This window comes from Lysinibacillus sphaericus (genome assembly GCF_006864135.1).
GTDB lineage: Bacteria > Bacillota > Bacilli > Bacillales_A > Planococcaceae > Lysinibacillus.
Genome location: NZ_SADV01000011.1, coordinates 1 through 17,194 on the forward strand (window position 1 = coordinate 1; position 17,194 = coordinate 17,194).

At 37.0% G+C, this 17,194-nt stretch carries 15 protein-coding genes; 5 read left to right on the forward strand and 10 right to left on the reverse strand.

Annotation, left to right across the window (positions count from 1 at the left end):
• Positions 1-342: 342 nt before the first annotated feature.
• Positions 343-1,206, forward strand: coding sequence for an aminoglycoside phosphotransferase family protein (locus tag C7Y47_RS14260; protein ID WP_142509387.1), 864 nt, complete (start codon positions 343-345; stop codon positions 1,204-1,206).
• 252 nt (positions 1,207-1,458) lie between these two features.
• Here the strand turns inward: C7Y47_RS14260 and C7Y47_RS14265 are convergent, their stop codons facing one another.
• The 3 genes from C7Y47_RS14265 to C7Y47_RS14275 form a co-directional block, all read right to left on the reverse strand.
• Positions 1,459-6,657: a collagen binding domain-containing protein gene (locus C7Y47_RS14265; protein ID WP_185903494.1), complete on the reverse strand. Its 5,199-nt coding sequence runs from the start codon at positions 6,655-6,657 to the stop codon at positions 1,459-1,461.
• Between the two features lie 487 nt (positions 6,658-7,144).
• Positions 7,145-8,518 carry an HD domain-containing protein gene (locus C7Y47_RS14270; protein WP_436970110.1) on the reverse strand — a complete coding sequence of 458 codons (1,374 nt, stop codon included), beginning with the start codon at positions 8,516-8,518 and terminating at the stop codon, positions 7,145-7,147.
• Positions 8,519-8,943: 425 nt separating this feature from the next.
• Positions 8,944-9,168, reverse strand: coding sequence for a DUF1450 domain-containing protein (locus C7Y47_RS14275; RefSeq protein WP_049667962.1), 225 nt, complete (start codon positions 9,166-9,168; stop codon positions 8,944-8,946).
• Positions 9,169-9,631: 463 nt separating this feature from the next.
• On the opposite strand from C7Y47_RS14275, the gene C7Y47_RS14280 reads away from it, so the two are divergent.
• On the forward strand, positions 9,632-10,279 hold the full coding sequence (locus C7Y47_RS14280; protein ID WP_142509390.1) for an RsfA family transcriptional regulator: 648 nt from the start codon (positions 9,632-9,634) through the stop codon (positions 10,277-10,279).
• A 46-nt stretch (positions 10,280-10,325) separates the two neighbouring features.
• Here C7Y47_RS14280 and C7Y47_RS14285 read toward each other — a convergent pair whose 3' ends face one another.
• Positions 10,326-11,159 carry a lipoate--protein ligase family protein gene (locus tag C7Y47_RS14285; protein ID WP_142509391.1) on the reverse strand — a complete coding sequence of 278 codons (834 nt, stop codon included), beginning with the start codon at positions 11,157-11,159 and terminating at the stop codon, positions 10,326-10,328.
• A gap of 156 nt (positions 11,160-11,315) precedes the next feature.
• Between C7Y47_RS14285 and hemQ the strand changes: the two genes are divergently transcribed.
• Positions 11,316-12,065 (forward strand): hydrogen peroxide-dependent heme synthase, encoded by a 750-nt coding sequence (hemQ, locus tag C7Y47_RS14290; RefSeq protein WP_142509392.1) that lies wholly within the window; start codon positions 11,316-11,318, stop codon positions 12,063-12,065.
• Positions 12,066-12,241: 176 nt separating this feature from the next.
• On the opposite strand, the gene C7Y47_RS14295 is transcribed toward hemQ, so the two are convergent.
• Together C7Y47_RS14295 and C7Y47_RS24960 are read right to left on the reverse strand one after the other, a co-directional pair.
• Complete coding sequence (locus C7Y47_RS14295; protein WP_142509393.1) at positions 12,242-12,424, reverse strand: hypothetical protein; 183 nt, start codon at positions 12,422-12,424, stop codon at positions 12,242-12,244.
• 155 nt (positions 12,425-12,579) lie between these two features.
• Positions 12,580-12,750, reverse strand: a complete 171-nt coding sequence (locus C7Y47_RS24960) for a hypothetical protein (RefSeq protein WP_185903495.1) — start codon at positions 12,748-12,750, stop codon at positions 12,580-12,582.
• Positions 12,751-13,548: 798 nt separating this feature from the next.
• Between C7Y47_RS24960 and C7Y47_RS14300 the strand changes: the two genes are divergently transcribed.
• Together C7Y47_RS14300 and gerQ are read left to right on the forward strand one after the other, a co-directional pair.
• Positions 13,549-13,968 carry a cell wall hydrolase gene (locus C7Y47_RS14300; protein ID WP_142509476.1) on the forward strand — a complete coding sequence of 140 codons (420 nt, stop codon included), beginning with the start codon at positions 13,549-13,551 and terminating at the stop codon, positions 13,966-13,968.
• A 21-nt stretch (positions 13,969-13,989) separates the two neighbouring features.
• Positions 13,990-14,331 (forward strand): spore coat protein GerQ, encoded by a 342-nt coding sequence (gene gerQ / locus C7Y47_RS14305; RefSeq protein WP_142509394.1) that lies wholly within the window; start codon positions 13,990-13,992, stop codon positions 14,329-14,331.
• 275 nt (positions 14,332-14,606) lie between these two features.
• Here the strand turns inward: gerQ and C7Y47_RS14310 are convergent, their stop codons facing one another.
• The 4 genes from C7Y47_RS14310 to C7Y47_RS14325 form a co-directional block, all read right to left on the reverse strand.
• Positions 14,607-15,785 carry a M20 family metallopeptidase gene (locus C7Y47_RS14310; protein ID WP_142509395.1) on the reverse strand — a complete coding sequence of 393 codons (1,179 nt, stop codon included), beginning with the start codon at positions 15,783-15,785 and terminating at the stop codon, positions 14,607-14,609.
• Positions 15,786-16,007: 222 nt separating this feature from the next.
• Positions 16,008-16,388, reverse strand: coding sequence for a DUF423 domain-containing protein (locus C7Y47_RS14315; RefSeq protein WP_142509396.1), 381 nt, complete (start codon positions 16,386-16,388; stop codon positions 16,008-16,010).
• A gap of 243 nt (positions 16,389-16,631) precedes the next feature.
• Positions 16,632-16,898, reverse strand: a complete 267-nt coding sequence (locus C7Y47_RS14320) for a YwdI family protein (RefSeq protein WP_142509397.1) — start codon at positions 16,896-16,898, stop codon at positions 16,632-16,634.
• Positions 16,895-17,074, reverse strand: a complete 180-nt coding sequence (locus C7Y47_RS14325) for a uracil-DNA glycosylase (protein WP_142509398.1) — start codon at positions 17,072-17,074, stop codon at positions 16,895-16,897. Before C7Y47_RS14325 ends, C7Y47_RS14320 begins: the two co-directional genes overlap by 4 nt.
• Positions 17,075-17,194 lie beyond the last annotated feature (120 nt).

Genomic DNA, 17,194 nt, shown 5'->3' on the forward strand with positions numbered 1-17,194 from the left:
GATTCCTCCGTTTGAATGTTGGTGTGGTAACTACATTCTACACGAGGTCGTTATGGGCTTCCTTTATATTGACTTCTGGGTGTTGCACTTAATATTACAATCCGTCGTATAAAAAACATTAATACGAGTTATTTTTAAGCTAAACTAATTTCTGCATTAGTTTAGCTTTTATTTGTGATTAATATTATATTTAGGAATAATTGTTAAAATTAATAAAATTGGGTATAAAATCGCACCTTATTTAACAAACGGCTGGTTTGTTGAAGAAAGGTTGTAATGTAGATATTGTTAAAAAACAAGAGTATTTCTATGGTAGGATTTTATTAAAAAGGGGAAAATTAAATGTTAAATCGTGTCATTCAACAGTTTGGATTGCAGGTAGTATCAATTAATGAGGTTGAAGACTCCTTTAGTTCAACAGTTTATAAATGTACTTTGTCTAATAGTGAAAATGTTTTTTTGAAAATTCCTTTTTCAAAATTGAAGTATCAGCGAGAGTTAGAAGCTTATGAAATCTTAAAAGGAAGAGTTTCCATTCCTGTAATGTTAGATTATTGGTCTGGTGATGCGGAGTGTGCTGGAGCTTTTTTATTATCTGAATTAAAAGGAAAACCGTTAACATCTAAGGCTACACCATCAGTTGCGTACCAAGTCGGGGTTCTTCATGCTGAAATGCATTCTACTCGTCCTCCTGCAAATAAAGTGTTAACGGGTATAAAAAATGAATTTACGAACTGGTCAAATTTTGTTGAACACCAATTTTATAGTTTTGCTGAAGATGTAAAGGACATTTTGGATGAACAATTATTTAAAAAATCCATTGAAAAATTTGAAAAGATGAAACAACAGCTCCCGTCTCCAGATGGGCCAAGCTTTGTACATATGGATTTTCGTCCAGCAAATATAATTGTTGATAATGACAAAGTTTCAGGAATAATAGATTTTGAAAGCGTAAGATTTGGTTCAACAGAAATCGATTTTACCAAACTGTATCGAGATTTTTTAAGTGTTGATGTTAACTTGTATAATGCATATCAAGAAGGCTATAACAGTATCAAGCCATTAATTAACTTAGAAAATGTATTACCTTTCTATCGATTTACAGATGCATTCAATAGTATTGGATGGTGTAAACGTCGAGGAATTGAAAAAAATGCGTTATTTCTAGAAGAAAATTTAGCGAGATTAAAAAAATGGTTACTATAAAATATTGGTGATTTTCTCTGTTTGTGACGGAAGAAAAGGTTGGCTAACTTTAAATACTAATAATTGATATTTACTCGTTATTCCTTTTGGACAATAATCATACCAATACAATCCTTTAAAAAATTATACAAAAATAAAAAAGCACATTACTAAACTTTTCGTTTTTAGTAACGTGCTTTTTATTGAATGTGTAACATTTTATGAAAGTGTTACCAAATCTGACTCAAAGTACAATTACCTGTACGTTGAAAATTATTTTACTTCTGTATTGCGACGACGCAATAAGAATAATGCACCTAGAACGAGAGCCACACCAATTAGTGTAAGAGCTGTTTGGTTTGCTCCATTTGTTTGTGGCAGTTTACCTTGCGCCTTTAACTGCGCTTCCATTTCTTTAGCATCTGCTTTGATTTTGTCAATATCAAGTGATTTTGCCACTTCTTCCTGTTCCTCTTTAGATAACTTGTTGTATTTATCGAGGAAATCCTTATATGCATCTAAAGTGTCTTTATTTGCTGTAGAAGGATTGTATGGCTTTAAGTCTTTCCCTTGGTCAATGACTTCTTGTACAGATGGTTTTCCAGGTTTTGTTGTTTCAGGTTTTCCAGGATTTTTTGGATTTTTCGAATCTGTTGTTGGGTTACCTGGATTTTCTGGATCAACTGGTTTCTCCGGTTCTGGATTTGGTTTGTTTGGATCAACCGGCTTCTCTGGTTCTGGAGCTGGCTTGTTTGGATCAACTGGTTTCTCTGGTTCTGGTTTTGGTTTGTTTGGATCAACCGGCTTCTCTGGTTCTGGTTTTGGCTTGTTTGGATCAACTGGCTTCTCCGGTTCTGGTTTTAGTCCAGGTCCTGGGCCAGGGTTTGGACCCGGTCCTGGGCCTGGTCCTGGGCCTGGATCAGGGTTTGGTTTTACTAATGCAGAACATGTATCTTTTACAGTAAATGCGCCAATTAAACTACTTCCTTCATATACATAGTACGTTCCTTGTTTAATAGCTTCGTTTGGCAATACAACCGTTCCAGTAATACTAGTTGTTAGAACTTCACTATTGTCTACACCCTTAACGATATTTCCATTAGCATCTTTTACTGTGATCTTTGCATTCGCATTAGGCATTCCAAACTTAGTTTGTACAGTCAATGTAAACTCAGGACATGCAGGTGCTGCTGAGACTTCTGCATAACAACTTTCTGAATATTTAACTGTTATTTGACCAATGAATAGATCACCTTGATATACACGATATTTACCAGAAGGAATTTCTTTAGGCTCAATAGTAATTTGCCCTAATTCATTTGTCGTTTGGTTTGTAGCAATAATTGCGCCTGTTTCATCTTTGATTGTGATATTGCTAACATTCGGACGTGGTTTATTATTTTCATCCTTCACCGTTAATGTGAATAGTTCACATTTTGGTGCTGGTTGAATTGATTTTTCACATTCGATATTTGTTTGGAAGGTACCAATTTTTTCACCACCAACTTCAACTGTGTAAGTACCTGGGTCTAAATCCCGTAATACAATAACACCTGTCTTAGTTGTTGTATTAATAATTTCTTTACCGGCAGCATCTTTAACAACGATTTTTGTAGTATTATCCGTAATTTTATTACCATCAACATCTTTTACTGTTAATTTGAACTCTTCGCATTTTGGTAATTGTTTAATGATAAATTCATGCCCACAATCTTTTGTATACGTTAAATTTACTGTTCCTAAAAATTGTTTACCTTCGTACACCAGATACTCGCCTGGCTTTACACCATTAGTAGGATTATTTTTGTTTGATTCAAAAATAAACTTGCCTGATGCGTCTGTTGATGCCTTTACTTCTGTAGTACCTGATTTTAATGTTAACTCTTTAATATTTGTACGGATATTTCCGTCTGTATCTTCAACCACGATTGTGAAGTTTTCGCACTTAGGTGCTGGTTGAATTACATTTTCATCCTTACATTTATCATCGTATTTCACTGTAACGCTACCTAGCTTATTTTCGTTTGAATCATAAACATCGTATTGACCAGCTTTAACTTGGTCTGGAGTAAAAGTAACTTTACCGTTTTCAACGGGATGATTTTCTGATAAACCCGTCGCCTCACTTACTAATGTTACTGTTCCATTAACTAATTTACCGTCAATATCGTATACTGTTAATCCAAATTCTGTACACGCTAAACCACTTAATGGTTTGTTTTCAATTTCAATCACTTGGAAACCAGCATACTTTCCTGATGTTTCGATTTCCTTTTCATCAAGTTCAAACTCTTTTGTTAATGGCTCATAGCCTGGCTGTGTTTCTTCAATTACTTTATATTTCTTACCAGCAGTACTTGGCGCTAATTTTAAGCCATAGTTTAAATAGCCATCTGCACGTGTTGTTTTTGACGCTAACACGGTGTTACCTGTGTATGGTCCTAGTAAGTCAAACTTAACGTTTTCCATTGGTAAACCAGTTGCTGCATCTGTTTTGATAATGACGAATGGTACTTTACCAACTTTACCACCACCATCATAAGTGAAGTTGTTTTTATTAAATACATCCTGACCATGTTCACCATCTGTACTAGTATAAGCAACATCTACTGTGTTGTTTAAACTCTCACCTGATGCTCCCATAAATACTGTAGAGTACGTAACGTAATATGCTTTATCACCATTAGGTAATTTTAATGTAAACGTACCTTTTTCAATATCAACGTTAAAATTAGCATCTGATAAACTAATTTCTTTACCACGAGTCGGTGTTGGATTAGTTCCTGTAAAATTCATTTCATATACTTTAAATGAATCTTTTAAAATCAATTGGTTTGGATTACCTTCGCTGTCTTTATCTACAGTGTCAGTAATAACGATGTTATTTAATTGTGACTGAGCATAGTTAAACTTAAAATTCCAGTTAACTTGCGGAGAATTACCTACTTGTTTGCCTGTTTTATCTAAGATGTTCTTAGTATGAGCAACCGATACATCTTTCTCCCATTCCGCGTTAGGCTTAGTACTTGTTTTTTCATACAATGCTGCTTTATTACTAATTGTAATGTCTGAACCATGTGGGAATACACCATCAGCATCTTTTGATGTATACGTCACCTTATAAGGTCCTTTAATCGGTCCTAATTCGAGCACGATTTCATTTTTGTTAGGTGATTTATTAGTGTATTTTTTTGATGAGACTGGTTCAAACTCTCCCGCTGAATTTAATTCACCTTCAGTTACTGTAATACTAGTCACTTCTTGAGATGGATCTAGTGTATCTTTAAACACCGCATCCTCGAACTCATTGTAGTTAAAGTTTAGCTCAACATCCCAATGGAATGTTTTTGTTTCATAGTTATAATAACCTTCTTTTTTACCATTTGCTTTTTGTTCTTCTTTAACCTTTTGCGTTGCTGAATCAGACGACTCCGATTTAAATATACCAGTGTCTTTCAATTTCACAGTATTAGTGTAAGTACGATCATTTGTACCAATATCTTTAATTTCATAATCTGTTGTATAGTTAATTTCAATTACACCATTAACAGGCTGTTCTAATTTAAGAATAAATCCTGTTTCTTTACCGTCAACTTCTGTTTTATCTAAAGTAAAGTCTTTAAACTCCTTACCATCAACTGTGACTGTTAAACTACCATCTTTTAATTTTAGTAATGAATCACCATACGTATCTTCAAATATTGTCCCAGCTTTCAACGCATATTTCGCTTGGTTCGCCACAATCTTCCACGAGATTGTTTTATTTTGGTAGTCAACGCCAAGAGCAGATTTGTCTAATACTAGTTCATTCTTTTTATAATGAGAATAGGCGATACTTTCCAAACCATCCTCACGAGTAACTGTATTTTTTACTGTAATTTCAGTTGTCGGATATACACCATCGTCAGGTTTAGTTTTGTATTTAATAACGTATGCTTCTGTTACATCGTCATTAAACGACAATTCGAAACCATTTGTTCCATTATGAGTTAATTTATATTTTTCTTTAGCAACAGACGTACCATTCTCATCATAAACGTCTACATTTCCGGCTAAAATTTGTGTCTCATCCCATGTATCAGTTAATATTGCCTGTTTTGCTGGAATATTACGCTTATTAAAGTTGTATTTAATCTTCCATTCTGTTGTTAAATCAGCAATATTAGGACCTGAACTTGACTTTTCTAAAGGTGTGCCAAATTCAACATTCACATAAATTGTTTTTGTTGATGTTCCATTGTAAGTAGCAACGTTACCAAAGTTTGCCTTTTCAACATTACCCGGATCGCCAACTTTTGTTGTATAAGTAATACGGTAACCTGTATGTTCCTTATTAGGTAAGTCAATTGTCATTGTATTATCGCTAATAGTTGTCGTTGGTGCTGGTGTTAATTCTTTACCTACTGATATAGCTCCCGTTGGAGAAATACTTAATTCTGTTACAGTTGGAATGCCTTCAAAGCTATGCTGATTAATTAATGTGTCAGTAAATGTAGTATTACCAGTATTACTATTCACATCTAAGTTCGTATTAACATCTACTGTCCAAGTAATAAATTCACTATTTTTACCATCACGGTCTGCTTTACCTGATTTAGAAACTGCTTGACCGCTATTAGCTGGTTGAAAATTCAATTCAATCGTCTGGTATCCTGGCACTTCAATATTCTGTAACCAACCATCACCTACAGATTGTAGTTCACCTTTAATAGTGAAATAAACATCTTCTACTATTGTACCCGCATTAGCTTCATCACGAATTTTATCCGTGAATGTAAGAGTAGCAGTTTGCCCTGAAACAACTACATTACCAATTAAAGCACCTTGATAATATAATGGTGTGTCTCCACTTAGACCTGCAAATTGACTCGGCAATGTATAAGTTAAACTAGAACCTGCACTATATTGGTGACCTGGGACTAAACCTAAATCCACTCTAAATTCTACAAAATCTCCAACTTTTCCTTGTGCCGATGTTCCAGAAACTTCTGCCCCATTAATTTTTAAAGTGATTTTCTCTTTAAAATTAGGATCTTCTCTATCAACAGGTAGACCAGGTGTTATTTGTTCATTCGATAGCTGTGGTGATTCACCCTCTACTGGTTTGTTAGCATCTTCCCCTTCGCCCTTAAGGTCATCTGTACTTTGATTTTTATCTTCTGTACTTTGATTTTTATCCTCTGTACTTGGATCTTTATCTACTGTACTTGGATCTTTATCTACTGTACTCGGATTTTTATCAACCTCACTTGGATTTTTATCTTCTGTGCCACCTTCTCCATTTTTTATACTAGTAATATCACTAGATTCTTTACCATCTTTTCCGATTTCTTGGTTGTGATCTTGTTGCTCAGACTCTAATGGTGTTGAAGAGGTGTCTTCAATCGCAAACACTGATATCGGTGATAGCACTGTTTGGAATACGAGTAGCAATAAGATTATTGCTATGTTTAGTTTTTTAAATTTCCTCATGTTTCTCTCCTTTTCTAAGTTCAGAGGGATACCTGTTGGTGTTTGCTGACGACGTTGCATCCTTTCTACATGTTGTAAAGGTATGCTACAAACATCGGTTGATCTCTCTTTCCTCCTATTCAGTTGTCGTCATACATTCTATTAAGTACTCAGAGTAGGTATTCATGATGACTTATGTATATTCGATGTACAATTAGAATGTATACATAGTACTTTTGTGACACCTTCAACAATAGGCCTCACCCCCTATAGGGTTTTAGGCTCATTATAAAAGATAATACTAAACATTTTCTAAACAATCACGGACTTTTTATTTAAAAAATTCTAAAAAATTTTATATTTTTTCCATTTTTTTCATCTTTATACACAACAAAAAAACAGTGAAAGTAACTCCATTAGAGTACTTTCACTGTTTTTCACTATTTGTATGTTGGAATACTATTTATTTTAATTATTTTATATACATATTTTTATACATAAAATTTTTTTATTTTTTCCCTTTTCCTTGAAGTATGGCTAATATTTGCTTCTTAATATCGGAATGGGTACTGTTGTCTTCTAAGAAATCTAGTGGGAAATAGACTTTATGATCTCGCTTCATGCGGCCAGAAATAGAATCAACAATAATAGATTCACGCGATAGCTCTCGTAGCTCTCCATTCTTCATTTCTAGGAAAATAGGAACACGCACTTCTTCCTCTCCAGGTCGATAAAAGTCATAAGGTAGATCTGCCGTCGTATCATGGACAAGATAATATTCTGGATTTAAATCAGCTTGCTTGAAGAGTTCTTGGAGTTTTTGATATTTATCCAACTCAACACCTGGGTCTAAATCGATGTACTGAAATAACTTTCGATTAACAAAACGGCGGCTTAAGTCACTTAATATAGCATCTTCCTCTTGCATCCAAAGCTGAAAATATGTAAAAAGAATACTTTCATCTAATGCAAGATAGTCTTCAAGCGTAATTGAGTTACGGAAAAACGCTAAAAAGTGTGTAGGCTCATGCTTAAATTTGTAGCCTGCTAAGCTTAGTTCTTTAGCGCGTTTTAAAATATTATTTAAAACAACCTCTGCGCTGCGAGATACTGGGTGGAAATAAATTTGTAAGTACATTTGATAGCGGCTCATTATATAATCCTCTACCGCATGCATGCCCGTCGTCTTAATAACGACTTGATTTTTTCGCGGACGCATCACTCTTAAAATTCGTTCCATATCAAAATGACCATAGCTTACGCCAGTGAAATAAGCATCACGCTGTAAGTAATCCATACGATCTGCGTCTATTTGGCTTGATATTAAACTGACGACCTGCTTATTCGGATATGTTTTTTCAATTACCTGTGATACTTTCTCTGGAAAATCAGCTGATACTTTTTTTAATACTGCATTCACTTCTGTATCGCCGAGTAAAATTTGTCTTGTATAAAATTCGTGATCAAGCTCAAAGACATTTTCAAAAGCGTGTGAAAATGGCCCATGCCCTAAATCGTGTAATAGGGCTGCACAAAGCACAAGCAATCGTTCATCCTCATCCCATTCAGGACGACCTACAAATATATCATCTACTATGCGGCGTACAATTTCGTAAACGCCAAGCGAGTGACTAAAACGGCTATGCTCCGCTCCATGGAACACTAAAAACGTTGTACCGAGCTGGCGAATGCGTCGTAATCGCTGAAATTCTTTCGTACCAACTAGATCCCAAATCGCTTGATCCCGTACATGCACATAGCGATGCACTGGATCCTTGAATACTTTTTCCTCTTGTAATTTTGCTTTTGCATAATGTGTCAATTGTACAGCACCCCCGTTTCCTATTTGTTCTATTATATGCGATAAATATAGGACTAGCATACATATTTACTTTTAATTATAGAGACTATCAACCTAAATCGCTGTATTCTCGTCTTAATTTAGGATTCTATTGACCTAATTCCCAAGCAATGGAGCAGCATAAAACTCCTTTGATGGTTCTATCCACGACTTCAGCGGTTCTATCCACGATGTTGATGGTTCTATCCGTCGCTTTGGCGGTTCTATCCACGATGTTGACAGTTCTATCCACGACTTCGGCGGTCCTATCCACGATGTTGATAGTTCTATCCACGATTTCGGCGGTTCTATCCACGATGTTGATAGTTCTATCCACGACTTCGGCGGTTCTATCCACGATGTTGACAGTTCTATCCTTCGCTCAGACTCTTCCATCCGTCGATATTAAAAATCCAAAAAACAAAAACTATCTTCAACTAGACTAGTGAAGATAGCGTTTTTTTTACTTATTTTTTTAACTTTGCTAAAACCTTTTCCATTAGTTCTTCTTCCGTTAATGCAGCAACAGGACGGCTATTTACAAAGGTAAATGTTTTTTTACGTCCTGGGCCACAATAAGAATGACAGCCAATTTCGATGGTTGCATCAGGATCGATTTCCTTTAATTTTGGAATTAACGTTTTTAAGTTAACGGCCTGACATTCATCGCAAACTTTAAATTCGTTTGCCATTTTGTCAACAACCCTTTCTATATAGTATTTTTTTAACTTCTTTCAGCAGATCTCTTGGTAGCGAAAGCGAAGCGTCAGCTACAGAAGTCTCCCATTCTATGGGTGGTGAGATAAATGCGGTTTTAGATCACTTTTTTAGCGGGTGTCCAAACATCCGCTAAAAGAAGTTAAAGCCTCCGGCAGATGTCGCGGAATCGGGATGAGGTTCTTTGTGCAAGCACAAAGCCGATTCCGGACGTAATTATGCCGAGGCATAATGATTCAAAAATTCGTTTCTATTGAACGTATGACTTCACATAGTTAAGTATGTAGCATACGTACAAACCTACATCGGGTATTGTATCGCATTTTTCCCCTTGTATTCAAGCATAATAATTCCTTCCACATAGATGAATAAAAGGTTAAAAGATTGGTCATGCTAATTGTAAATAAAAGTTCCAAATAAAGGTGGGAGGATTTTAATATGAGTAAAGTAAGACAAGATGCTTGGTTAGAAGAAAACGATGAATTATTAGCTGAGGCGGTAATTCGCCATGTCACGGAAGGTAGTACACAATTAAATGCCTTTGAAGAAGCTGGTGATGCTTTAAATCGTACTGCTGCTGCATGTGGTTTTCGTTGGAATGCTGTTGTTCGTAAAGAATACGAGGAACAATTATCAGAAGCAAAAAAAGAAAGAAAAGAAAGAATGCGAGTGTTAGGAGCTCCAGCAAGACGTCGTGCTTCTAGTATGTTTACAGTTAATAGTAGTGCCGCAGAGGGTAAATCAATTCCTCTATCTGCATTAAATCTTGATATTGTTATAGCCTATTTACTACGTTTACAGCACTCTGGTGAAATAGGTAATGAGTCTTCAAAATGGAGACAACTAGTACACGTAACATCCGAGAAAAATAAAAAACTAGAGAAGACAATTACACAGCTTGAAGAGGAAAATCGAGCTATTCGAAAAGATTACGAGCAGTTTGTACAAATTATGAACCGTGCAAGACGATTAGTAACACTAGATGAAGAGGAAGAACGAATTGCACCTGTTTTCAAAATGGAGAAAAACGGAAATCTTGTTACAAGTAGCCCTTATACACAAGAAAATGGCGATGCGCTTAATTAGCAGCATCGCTTTTTTTCTTTGAATTTGGTACCTTCACGATTATGCTTCACTTTGGTTCAAGCATTTTCATATTCCGATCTAAAACACGTTGTAAATAAAACGCATATTGCGTTAATTCTTCATCATGAAAAGATTCAGCCCGAATTTCTTCTGCCATATTGTGAAGAAGCTGCTGTAAACGAATAACAACGGCTTCCACTGTTAATGATGCATCAATAAGTTCAGATAATGACGCCATCACATCAGGGACGATATTAGGATACGTAAATTTTGTTTCCTCACCTTTTAGACTTTCCTCATAAAAGTCACGAATGAGTGCTGCTCGATCAGAACCGCTGCCTTCAATACATAAATAAATTTGCACTGCTACTCCTTGACGTAAGCGTCTCTGAGAAATACCAGCAAATTTCTTCCCTGCTATACTTAAATCATAAGAACCTGGACAATAGGAGCCTACAATTTCATAGGCTTCAATTTGATCCGATACTTCAGGGAACAATCCTTTTACTAGAGCTACCATGACATCATAGCCATCATTAATGCTTAGCGCTACCGTTTGTTCAGATAAAACAATAGAAATATTCAGTACACCTTTATCAAGCACAACTGCTAATCCGCCTGAATTGCGTACAATAGGATCATATCCACGTTCTTTGAGCAAATCCATGCCCTGCTGGATATATGGTAAACGGTGATCCTGAATACCAAGCACAACCGATGCATCATGTACCCATGTACGTATAGTTGGTGGAGAAGCTAATTGCCCTACTAACTGACATAAAGTATCGTCTGTTGCAAAGGATTCAAGTGGCGATCTTTGCTTTGCACTAATGGATTGATCGTAAAAACGCCAAATCGGCTGTTGTAAAATACTTTTCATGATTGGAACTCCTCTATCTACATCTATTCTCTTTAGAATACATTATCTATCGAAGGTGTCAAATTCGTGAAATGTACTCATGAACTTAGGGAATTTGTACAAACTATGATAAACTAAATTTGAATGATATTCACTTATAAAGGAGTGTTCTTAATAATGAATGAAGCAGCAATTACTTTAGATGGTTGGTACGCTTTACATGATTTCCGCTCACTTGACTGGGCTTCATGGAAACTAGTTTCTGCTGAGGAACGCCAAGCAGCAGTAGAAGAATTCATTGCATATTTAGAAAAATTAAACGAAGCTGATATCGCTAAAACAGGTTCTCATGCATTTTACGCAATCGTTGGTCAAAAAGCTGACTTTATGATTATGACATTACGTGAAACAATGGAAGAGCTACAAGAGCTTGAAGCTGAATTCAATAAATTGGCGATTGCTGATTTTACAATTCCTACATATTCATATGTATCTGTTGTAGAGCTTTCTAACTATTTAGCAGGTGATTCAGACGAAGATCCTTACCAAAATCCACATGTGCGTGCTCGTCTATATCCTGAACTTCCACGTGCTAAGCATGTATGCTTCTATCCTATGGATAAACGTCGTCAAGGCAATGACAACTGGTATATGCTTTCAATGGATGAACGCAAATCTTTAATGCGTTCTCACGGTATGATTGGTCGTGGCTATGCTGGTAAAGTTAAACAAATCATTACTGGTTCTGTTGGCTTCGATGATCATGAATGGGGCGTAACACTATTCGCAGATGACGTACTACAATTCAAAAAATTAGTATATGAAATGCGTTTTGATGAAGTTTCAGCTCGCTACGGTGAGTTTGGTGCATTCTTCGTTGGTAACCTTCTTGATAACGAAAAACTTGTGAAATTCTTAACTGTCTAAAATGCTTTTAAATATCAATTTCGCCTTGACGTCATTGCGTTCGGAGGCTTTATCATCATTCAGTAGATGTTTGGAAAAGGATCCACATCGGCATTCATCTCTCTGACTTCATAAGGTGGGAGTCTTCAGCTGAATGAAGATAAAAATGCGAGTCCATAGTAGTGGACTCGCATTTTTTAATATTCACTTTCTTCGCTGTTCTCTGATTCCAATATTAAAATAATTGTATGAATAAAAAAGCCAGTTAGAATCATAAGAAAAACTAAATACCAATTATATGGTTGATGATAGTATTCTGCTATACCAACTGCCATGAATGCACTTATGATAATTGCTACAAACGTACCAAAACTATGCATTATAACACTCCTTCATAAAAGCAAAAAATAATTTTCCACTTTAGTATGTCACAGTTTATTTTTAATATACTTGCAAAACATTAGATTGCATTTACTCAATCAAAAAAAATAAGAAAGTGCCACAAACTGCGATGACACTTTCTTATTTTCATACCTCAAGACCTTTCATCCTTAACCTTTAAAATTAGTATAATCGTATGGATAAAAAATCCTACTTCAATTATTAATATAAAGAGATACCAATGGAGTGGCTGTCCGTAAAAACTCCCTACTAAAAATGCCAGCACAGCACTTAACAAAATGCCTACCCAAACACCAAACTCCATACCCTATCACCTCACATGTATTCAATACACATGCAATTCCCTATCTCACGTTCCCCATTATATTTCCTATCTCTATTTACCCATTTTTTAAAAATTTTGGCTCATCACCATAACGTGGGGTTTCCTTGCGACATCGGAGGAAAAAGTGTTTTCTGTGTGAAAGCGTAGCGCAGCAACAGGATGTTCATCACGAAGCGTTACCACAGGACGTGATGCTTTTTGCCTTCGTTCCCCTACCCATTTGCGCTTCGGGGTCTTATCTGTGACGCTGTTTCCCAAGGAGCTCATCTTCACTCCAATCAACTTATATAACATACGTTTGGTGTTGAATATTTTTTTAAAAGTTTAGCTCTATTTTACAGACTACTCGTTATTACTAATATATGCGTAGCATTTTTAAATTGTGAATTTCTTTCAATCAATTATGCCTCGGCATAATTACGTCCAGAATCAGATTTGCACTTAGGCCTGCAGATGTTTTTTGCGCGAAAGCGTAGCATCAGCAGCAGGATGCAGGTTAGTTAGCGGTTATCGCATGAATGCGATAATTTTAGGCTAACATCCTTTAAGACCCCCTTTCCGATTACGTGACATCCGCCGCCGGAGGCTTCAACTTCTTTCAGCGGGTACAGGCGTTTGGACATCCTCTGAAAAGTAACTTAGCTTACCGCCTATAGAGGTAGGAGACTTCTGTAGCTGACGCTTCGCTTTCGCTACCAAGACATCTACTGAAAAAAGTTAAAATTAAACATGTCTACAATACCATCATGCATATACTGTCTGCGAGGAGGAGTGAAAATCGCCGTTATAAAGACGAATGATGCACAAACAGCCATGCTAGCAAGGCTTATGCGCTCTGAGGCAGAAGGTGAAGGAAATTTAGGTATGCTGATGGTCAGCAATGTTGGCGTCAATCGTGTACGAGCCGATTGTTTAGATTTTACGGATGTTCGTACAATTGAACAAATGGTTTTTCAGCGTCCTGGAGGCTTTGAAGCGACACAAAAAGGCTACTTTTATCAACGAGCACGTGATCAAGACCTTCGATTAGCGAAGAGAGTTATTCAAGGCGAAAGATTCCATCCGGCGACTCGTTTTCTATGGTTTTTCAGACCTGGGGGAGATTGTCCAGCACAATGGTATGGTCAGTGGAATACGGGAAGATTCAAAGCACATTGCTTCTTCTCGCCAACCGAAGAAAATTGTCCTCAAATCTAAAAGAAAGAAGGTTGATAACTTATGATGCCTTATTATTGGACACCGACAACGCAACAACAAATGCCGCCACAGGTAATGCCTCCACAGACGACTGGAGCACGACCACCTGGACGGGAGCAATCGTATATTGAGAATATTTTCCGATTAAATCGCGGAAAGCCTGGAACTTTCCATTTTTCCTTCGAGCATGCGGTTGAGCAAGGAAAAAACACAAAAACTGTGCGAGGCGTTGTAGAAGCAGCCGGTCGAGACCATGTTATTTTACGTGAACTCAAATCGAATCATCGTTTCCTTTTCCCAATGATTTACTTTGATTTCGCTGAATATGATGAAGAAATGGCTTATTTTAACCAAAATCCATAAGAAAAAGCTATTCAAAAATTCATATTTTCTTTATGGTAATATCCCGCTCCTCTATATGCGAATAAAATAAGAACAGAATCGGCTTGCTCCTTCGCTCCGCTTTACTTAAGCTTCGTCGCATTGCAAATCTCGTTAGACTTCCCATTGAGTCTCGTATCCTTGCATGCGTCGCAAATGTGTTAGTAGTATGAAACGAGGAATCTGCGTGGATATTTGCCATTAGATCAAAAGAATTGGCATGTTAGGATATCTCCTAGCATGCCAATTTTTATTTACTATTGATTTTCTTGTAAAAACTGCAATGTTGCTTTTCCTAATGTTTTGGCAGCAATCAACATTGCACGTTCATCAAAGTCAAAGCGTGCATGATGGTGAGGATATGCTACTTCCCACTCTGGCTTTTTAGCACCTGTGAAGAAAAATGTTCCTGGTACATTCTCTAAATAATACGCAAAGTCCTCACCAATCATAAATGGTGGACACGTGATAATATTTTCTACTCCTGGTATATCTGCTGCAAGTTGTGCAATAAATTCTGTTTCTTTCACATGGTTATACACAGGTGGATAGCCTCTTGTATAACGATAGTCATAGCTTGCACCGAATGCCAAACAAGTGGCATTTAAAATAGCCTCAAGTTCTTGCTCCATTTGTTTACGTACCTGCTCTTCAAAAGTACGGACTGTTCCAGCTAATACTACCCGTTCGGCAATAACATTGAAAGGATTAATCGCCTCCAAATGACCAATCGTTAAGACAGCTGACTTTAATGGATCAATACGTCGAGATATAATCTGCTGTGCATTGACTACAAACTGTGACGCAAGAGTAACTGCATCAATAGAATGATGAGGCTCCGCACCGTGACCACCTTTGCCATGAATCGTAATTTCCACTTTATCCGCAGCAGCCATAATCGCCCCGTCTCTCACCAATATATCTCCTAACGGTGTTGGTGCCCATAAATGTGTACCGAAAATAACATCTACCCCGTCTAGACATCCATCTTCAATCATAGGCTTTGCTCCACCTGGCGCCATTTCTTCTGCATGCTGATGAATAAATACTACATTGCCCGCAATATCATCCTTTATTGCATGAAGTGCTTTAGCAAGCCCTAGTAATGTTGCAGTATGACCATCATGTCCACATGCATGCATTTTACCATCCACTTTTGATTTATAAGGGACGTCATTTTCCTCCCAAATTGCCAGTGCATCAAAATCAGCGCGTAATGCCACTGTTTTACCTGGCTTCCCTCCGCGTAAAGTAGCAACAACACCACGTTCACCTACACGCTCTCGAACCTCATGTCCTAATGCTCGATGAAAAGCAGCTACATAGGCTGGAGTTTCCACTTCCTCAAAGGATAATTCCGGGTATTCATGTAAATGACGACGAATCGCTACCATTTCATCATAGTTATGATCTAGTAAAGTAAAAAGCTTCTCCATATCACAAAACCTCACTTCCTATTTATCGAACTTATTTGATAATTATAGTGTACTATAAATCCTTACAAAAACAATAGGAATTAAAACTAACCATTGTATAGTAATTATATTGTTCATTACGAAGGAACATTCTCTTGAACCGTTACTAGTTCCCAACAAAACAAAAACCCCTTCACACATAGTGCAAAGGAGTAACTTTGGAAAAATATTTATATTCAACTTTCATCGCGCATGTTTAAGGGCAGCAACTATAATTAGAACCCAGCCAGTTAAAAATAGAACACCACCGATTGGCGTTATGGCACCTAGAACTTTAACGCCGCTGATTGCCAGTACATATAAGCTTCCTGAAAAGAAGACAATACCTAGGTTAAAAAAGATTCCAGCTAAATTTAACTGCTTTACTTCACCTAGTAGTTTCGAGCTCATCAATATGCCAATCACCAGTATAGCCGTGGCATGAAACATTTGGTACTGAACAGCAGTTTCCCAAATTCCGCGACTATAATCGTCTAGAACCTCTTTTAAAGCATGTGCACCGAATGCACCCAATGCCACTGCTAAAAAGCCGTGGAGTGCACCTAATACGATAAATTTTTTCATGTCATTATCCCTACCTTTAATCAATTTCGCCTTGGCGCAATTGCCGCTGTCGCTACGCTTTCGCGCAGATAGACTATGGTCCTGATTTTGAATGTGTTGCACAATTTATTCCGTTCAAAATCCATGACATCCGCCGGAGGCTTTATCTTCATTCAGCAGGCATTGGGACACCTACTGAAAAGGAACCACATCCGCATTCATCTAGCCACCTTCAGAGGTGGGCGTCTTCGCTGAAGAAGATAATTAAAAGTCAAAAATTGAATCACCATTTGCTCCGTCTTCTTCTTCAATTTTTGCAGTATATAAGCTTGTTTGCTTCGGTTCTGACACTAGCATTTGTGGCAGATGTTTTGACTGGGCTTTAGAAATATCGTCAGATGAGTCTAATACCACATCACATAATGCTCGGATTGCCGTAAAGGCTTCACGAATTTGCTGTTCGTCTCCAACATTTTTAACACCAAATAATTGTTTTTCAAGTTGTTGAATAACGGCTTGATAAGGAATCATTGCATTCTCCCACTTTCTGCTTTTGACACAAATTTTAAACAGTCTGTGCCAGAGGATTGTTTAACGACAACAGATGGTATTTGCTTCGTTTTAAAGCCATATGCTACACATGCCCGTGGAGTTTGTGGGTCCCACGTTACTTTAAAATATTGACATTTGAAACAATTTACCTTCATCGTTGTTCCTCACTTTCTTCTATTATTAACTGTAACACGAAACGATGAGTGATGTGCATCAATTTCGCCTTGGTCTAACTGTCGCTTTGCTTTCGCTAATATAACAATTATTGAATGAAG

What these genes read in the sequence shown, in the direction of transcription:
- gerQ (WP_142509394.1), top strand. Translation starts at nt 13,990, where the DNA reads ATGATGCCTTATTATTGGACACCGACAACGCAACAACAAATGCCGCCA.
- hemQ (WP_142509392.1), top strand. Translation starts at nt 11,316, where the DNA reads ATGAATGAAGCAGCAATTACTTTAGATGGTTGGTACGCTTTACATGAT.
- C7Y47_RS14310 (WP_142509395.1), bottom strand. Translation starts at nt 15,785, where the DNA reads ATGGAGAAGCTTTTTACTTTACTAGATCATAACTATGATGAAATGGTA.
- C7Y47_RS14295 (WP_142509393.1), bottom strand. Translation starts at nt 12,424, where the DNA reads ATGCATAGTTTTGGTACGTTTGTAGCAATTATCATAAGTGCATTCATG.
- C7Y47_RS14325 (WP_142509398.1), bottom strand. Translation starts at nt 17,074, where the DNA reads ATGAAGGTAAATTGTTTCAAATGTCAATATTTTAAAGTAACGTGGGAC.
- C7Y47_RS14275 (WP_049667962.1), bottom strand. Translation starts at nt 9,168, where the DNA reads ATGGCAAACGAATTTAAAGTTTGCGATGAATGTCAGGCCGTTAACTTA.
- C7Y47_RS14285 (WP_142509391.1), bottom strand. Translation starts at nt 11,159, where the DNA reads ATGAAAAGTATTTTACAACAGCCGATTTGGCGTTTTTACGATCAATCC.
- C7Y47_RS14265 (WP_185903494.1), bottom strand. Translation starts at nt 6,657, where the DNA reads ATGAGGAAATTTAAAAAACTAAACATAGCAATAATCTTATTGCTACTC.
- C7Y47_RS14260 (WP_142509387.1), top strand. Translation starts at nt 343, where the DNA reads ATGTTAAATCGTGTCATTCAACAGTTTGGATTGCAGGTAGTATCAATT.
- C7Y47_RS14270 (WP_436970110.1), bottom strand. Translation starts at nt 8,518, where the DNA reads ATGCTAGTCCTATATTTATCGCATATAATAGAACAAATAGGAAACGGG.
- C7Y47_RS14320 (WP_142509397.1), bottom strand. Translation starts at nt 16,898, where the DNA reads ATGATTCCTTATCAAGCCGTTATTCAACAACTTGAAAAACAATTATTT.
- C7Y47_RS24960 (WP_185903495.1), bottom strand. Translation starts at nt 12,750, where the DNA reads ATGGAGTTTGGTGTTTGGGTAGGCATTTTGTTAAGTGCTGTGCTGGCA.
- C7Y47_RS14280 (WP_142509390.1), top strand. Translation starts at nt 9,632, where the DNA reads ATGAGTAAAGTAAGACAAGATGCTTGGTTAGAAGAAAACGATGAATTA.
- C7Y47_RS14315 (WP_142509396.1), bottom strand. Translation starts at nt 16,388, where the DNA reads ATGAAAAAATTTATCGTATTAGGTGCACTCCACGGCTTTTTAGCAGTG.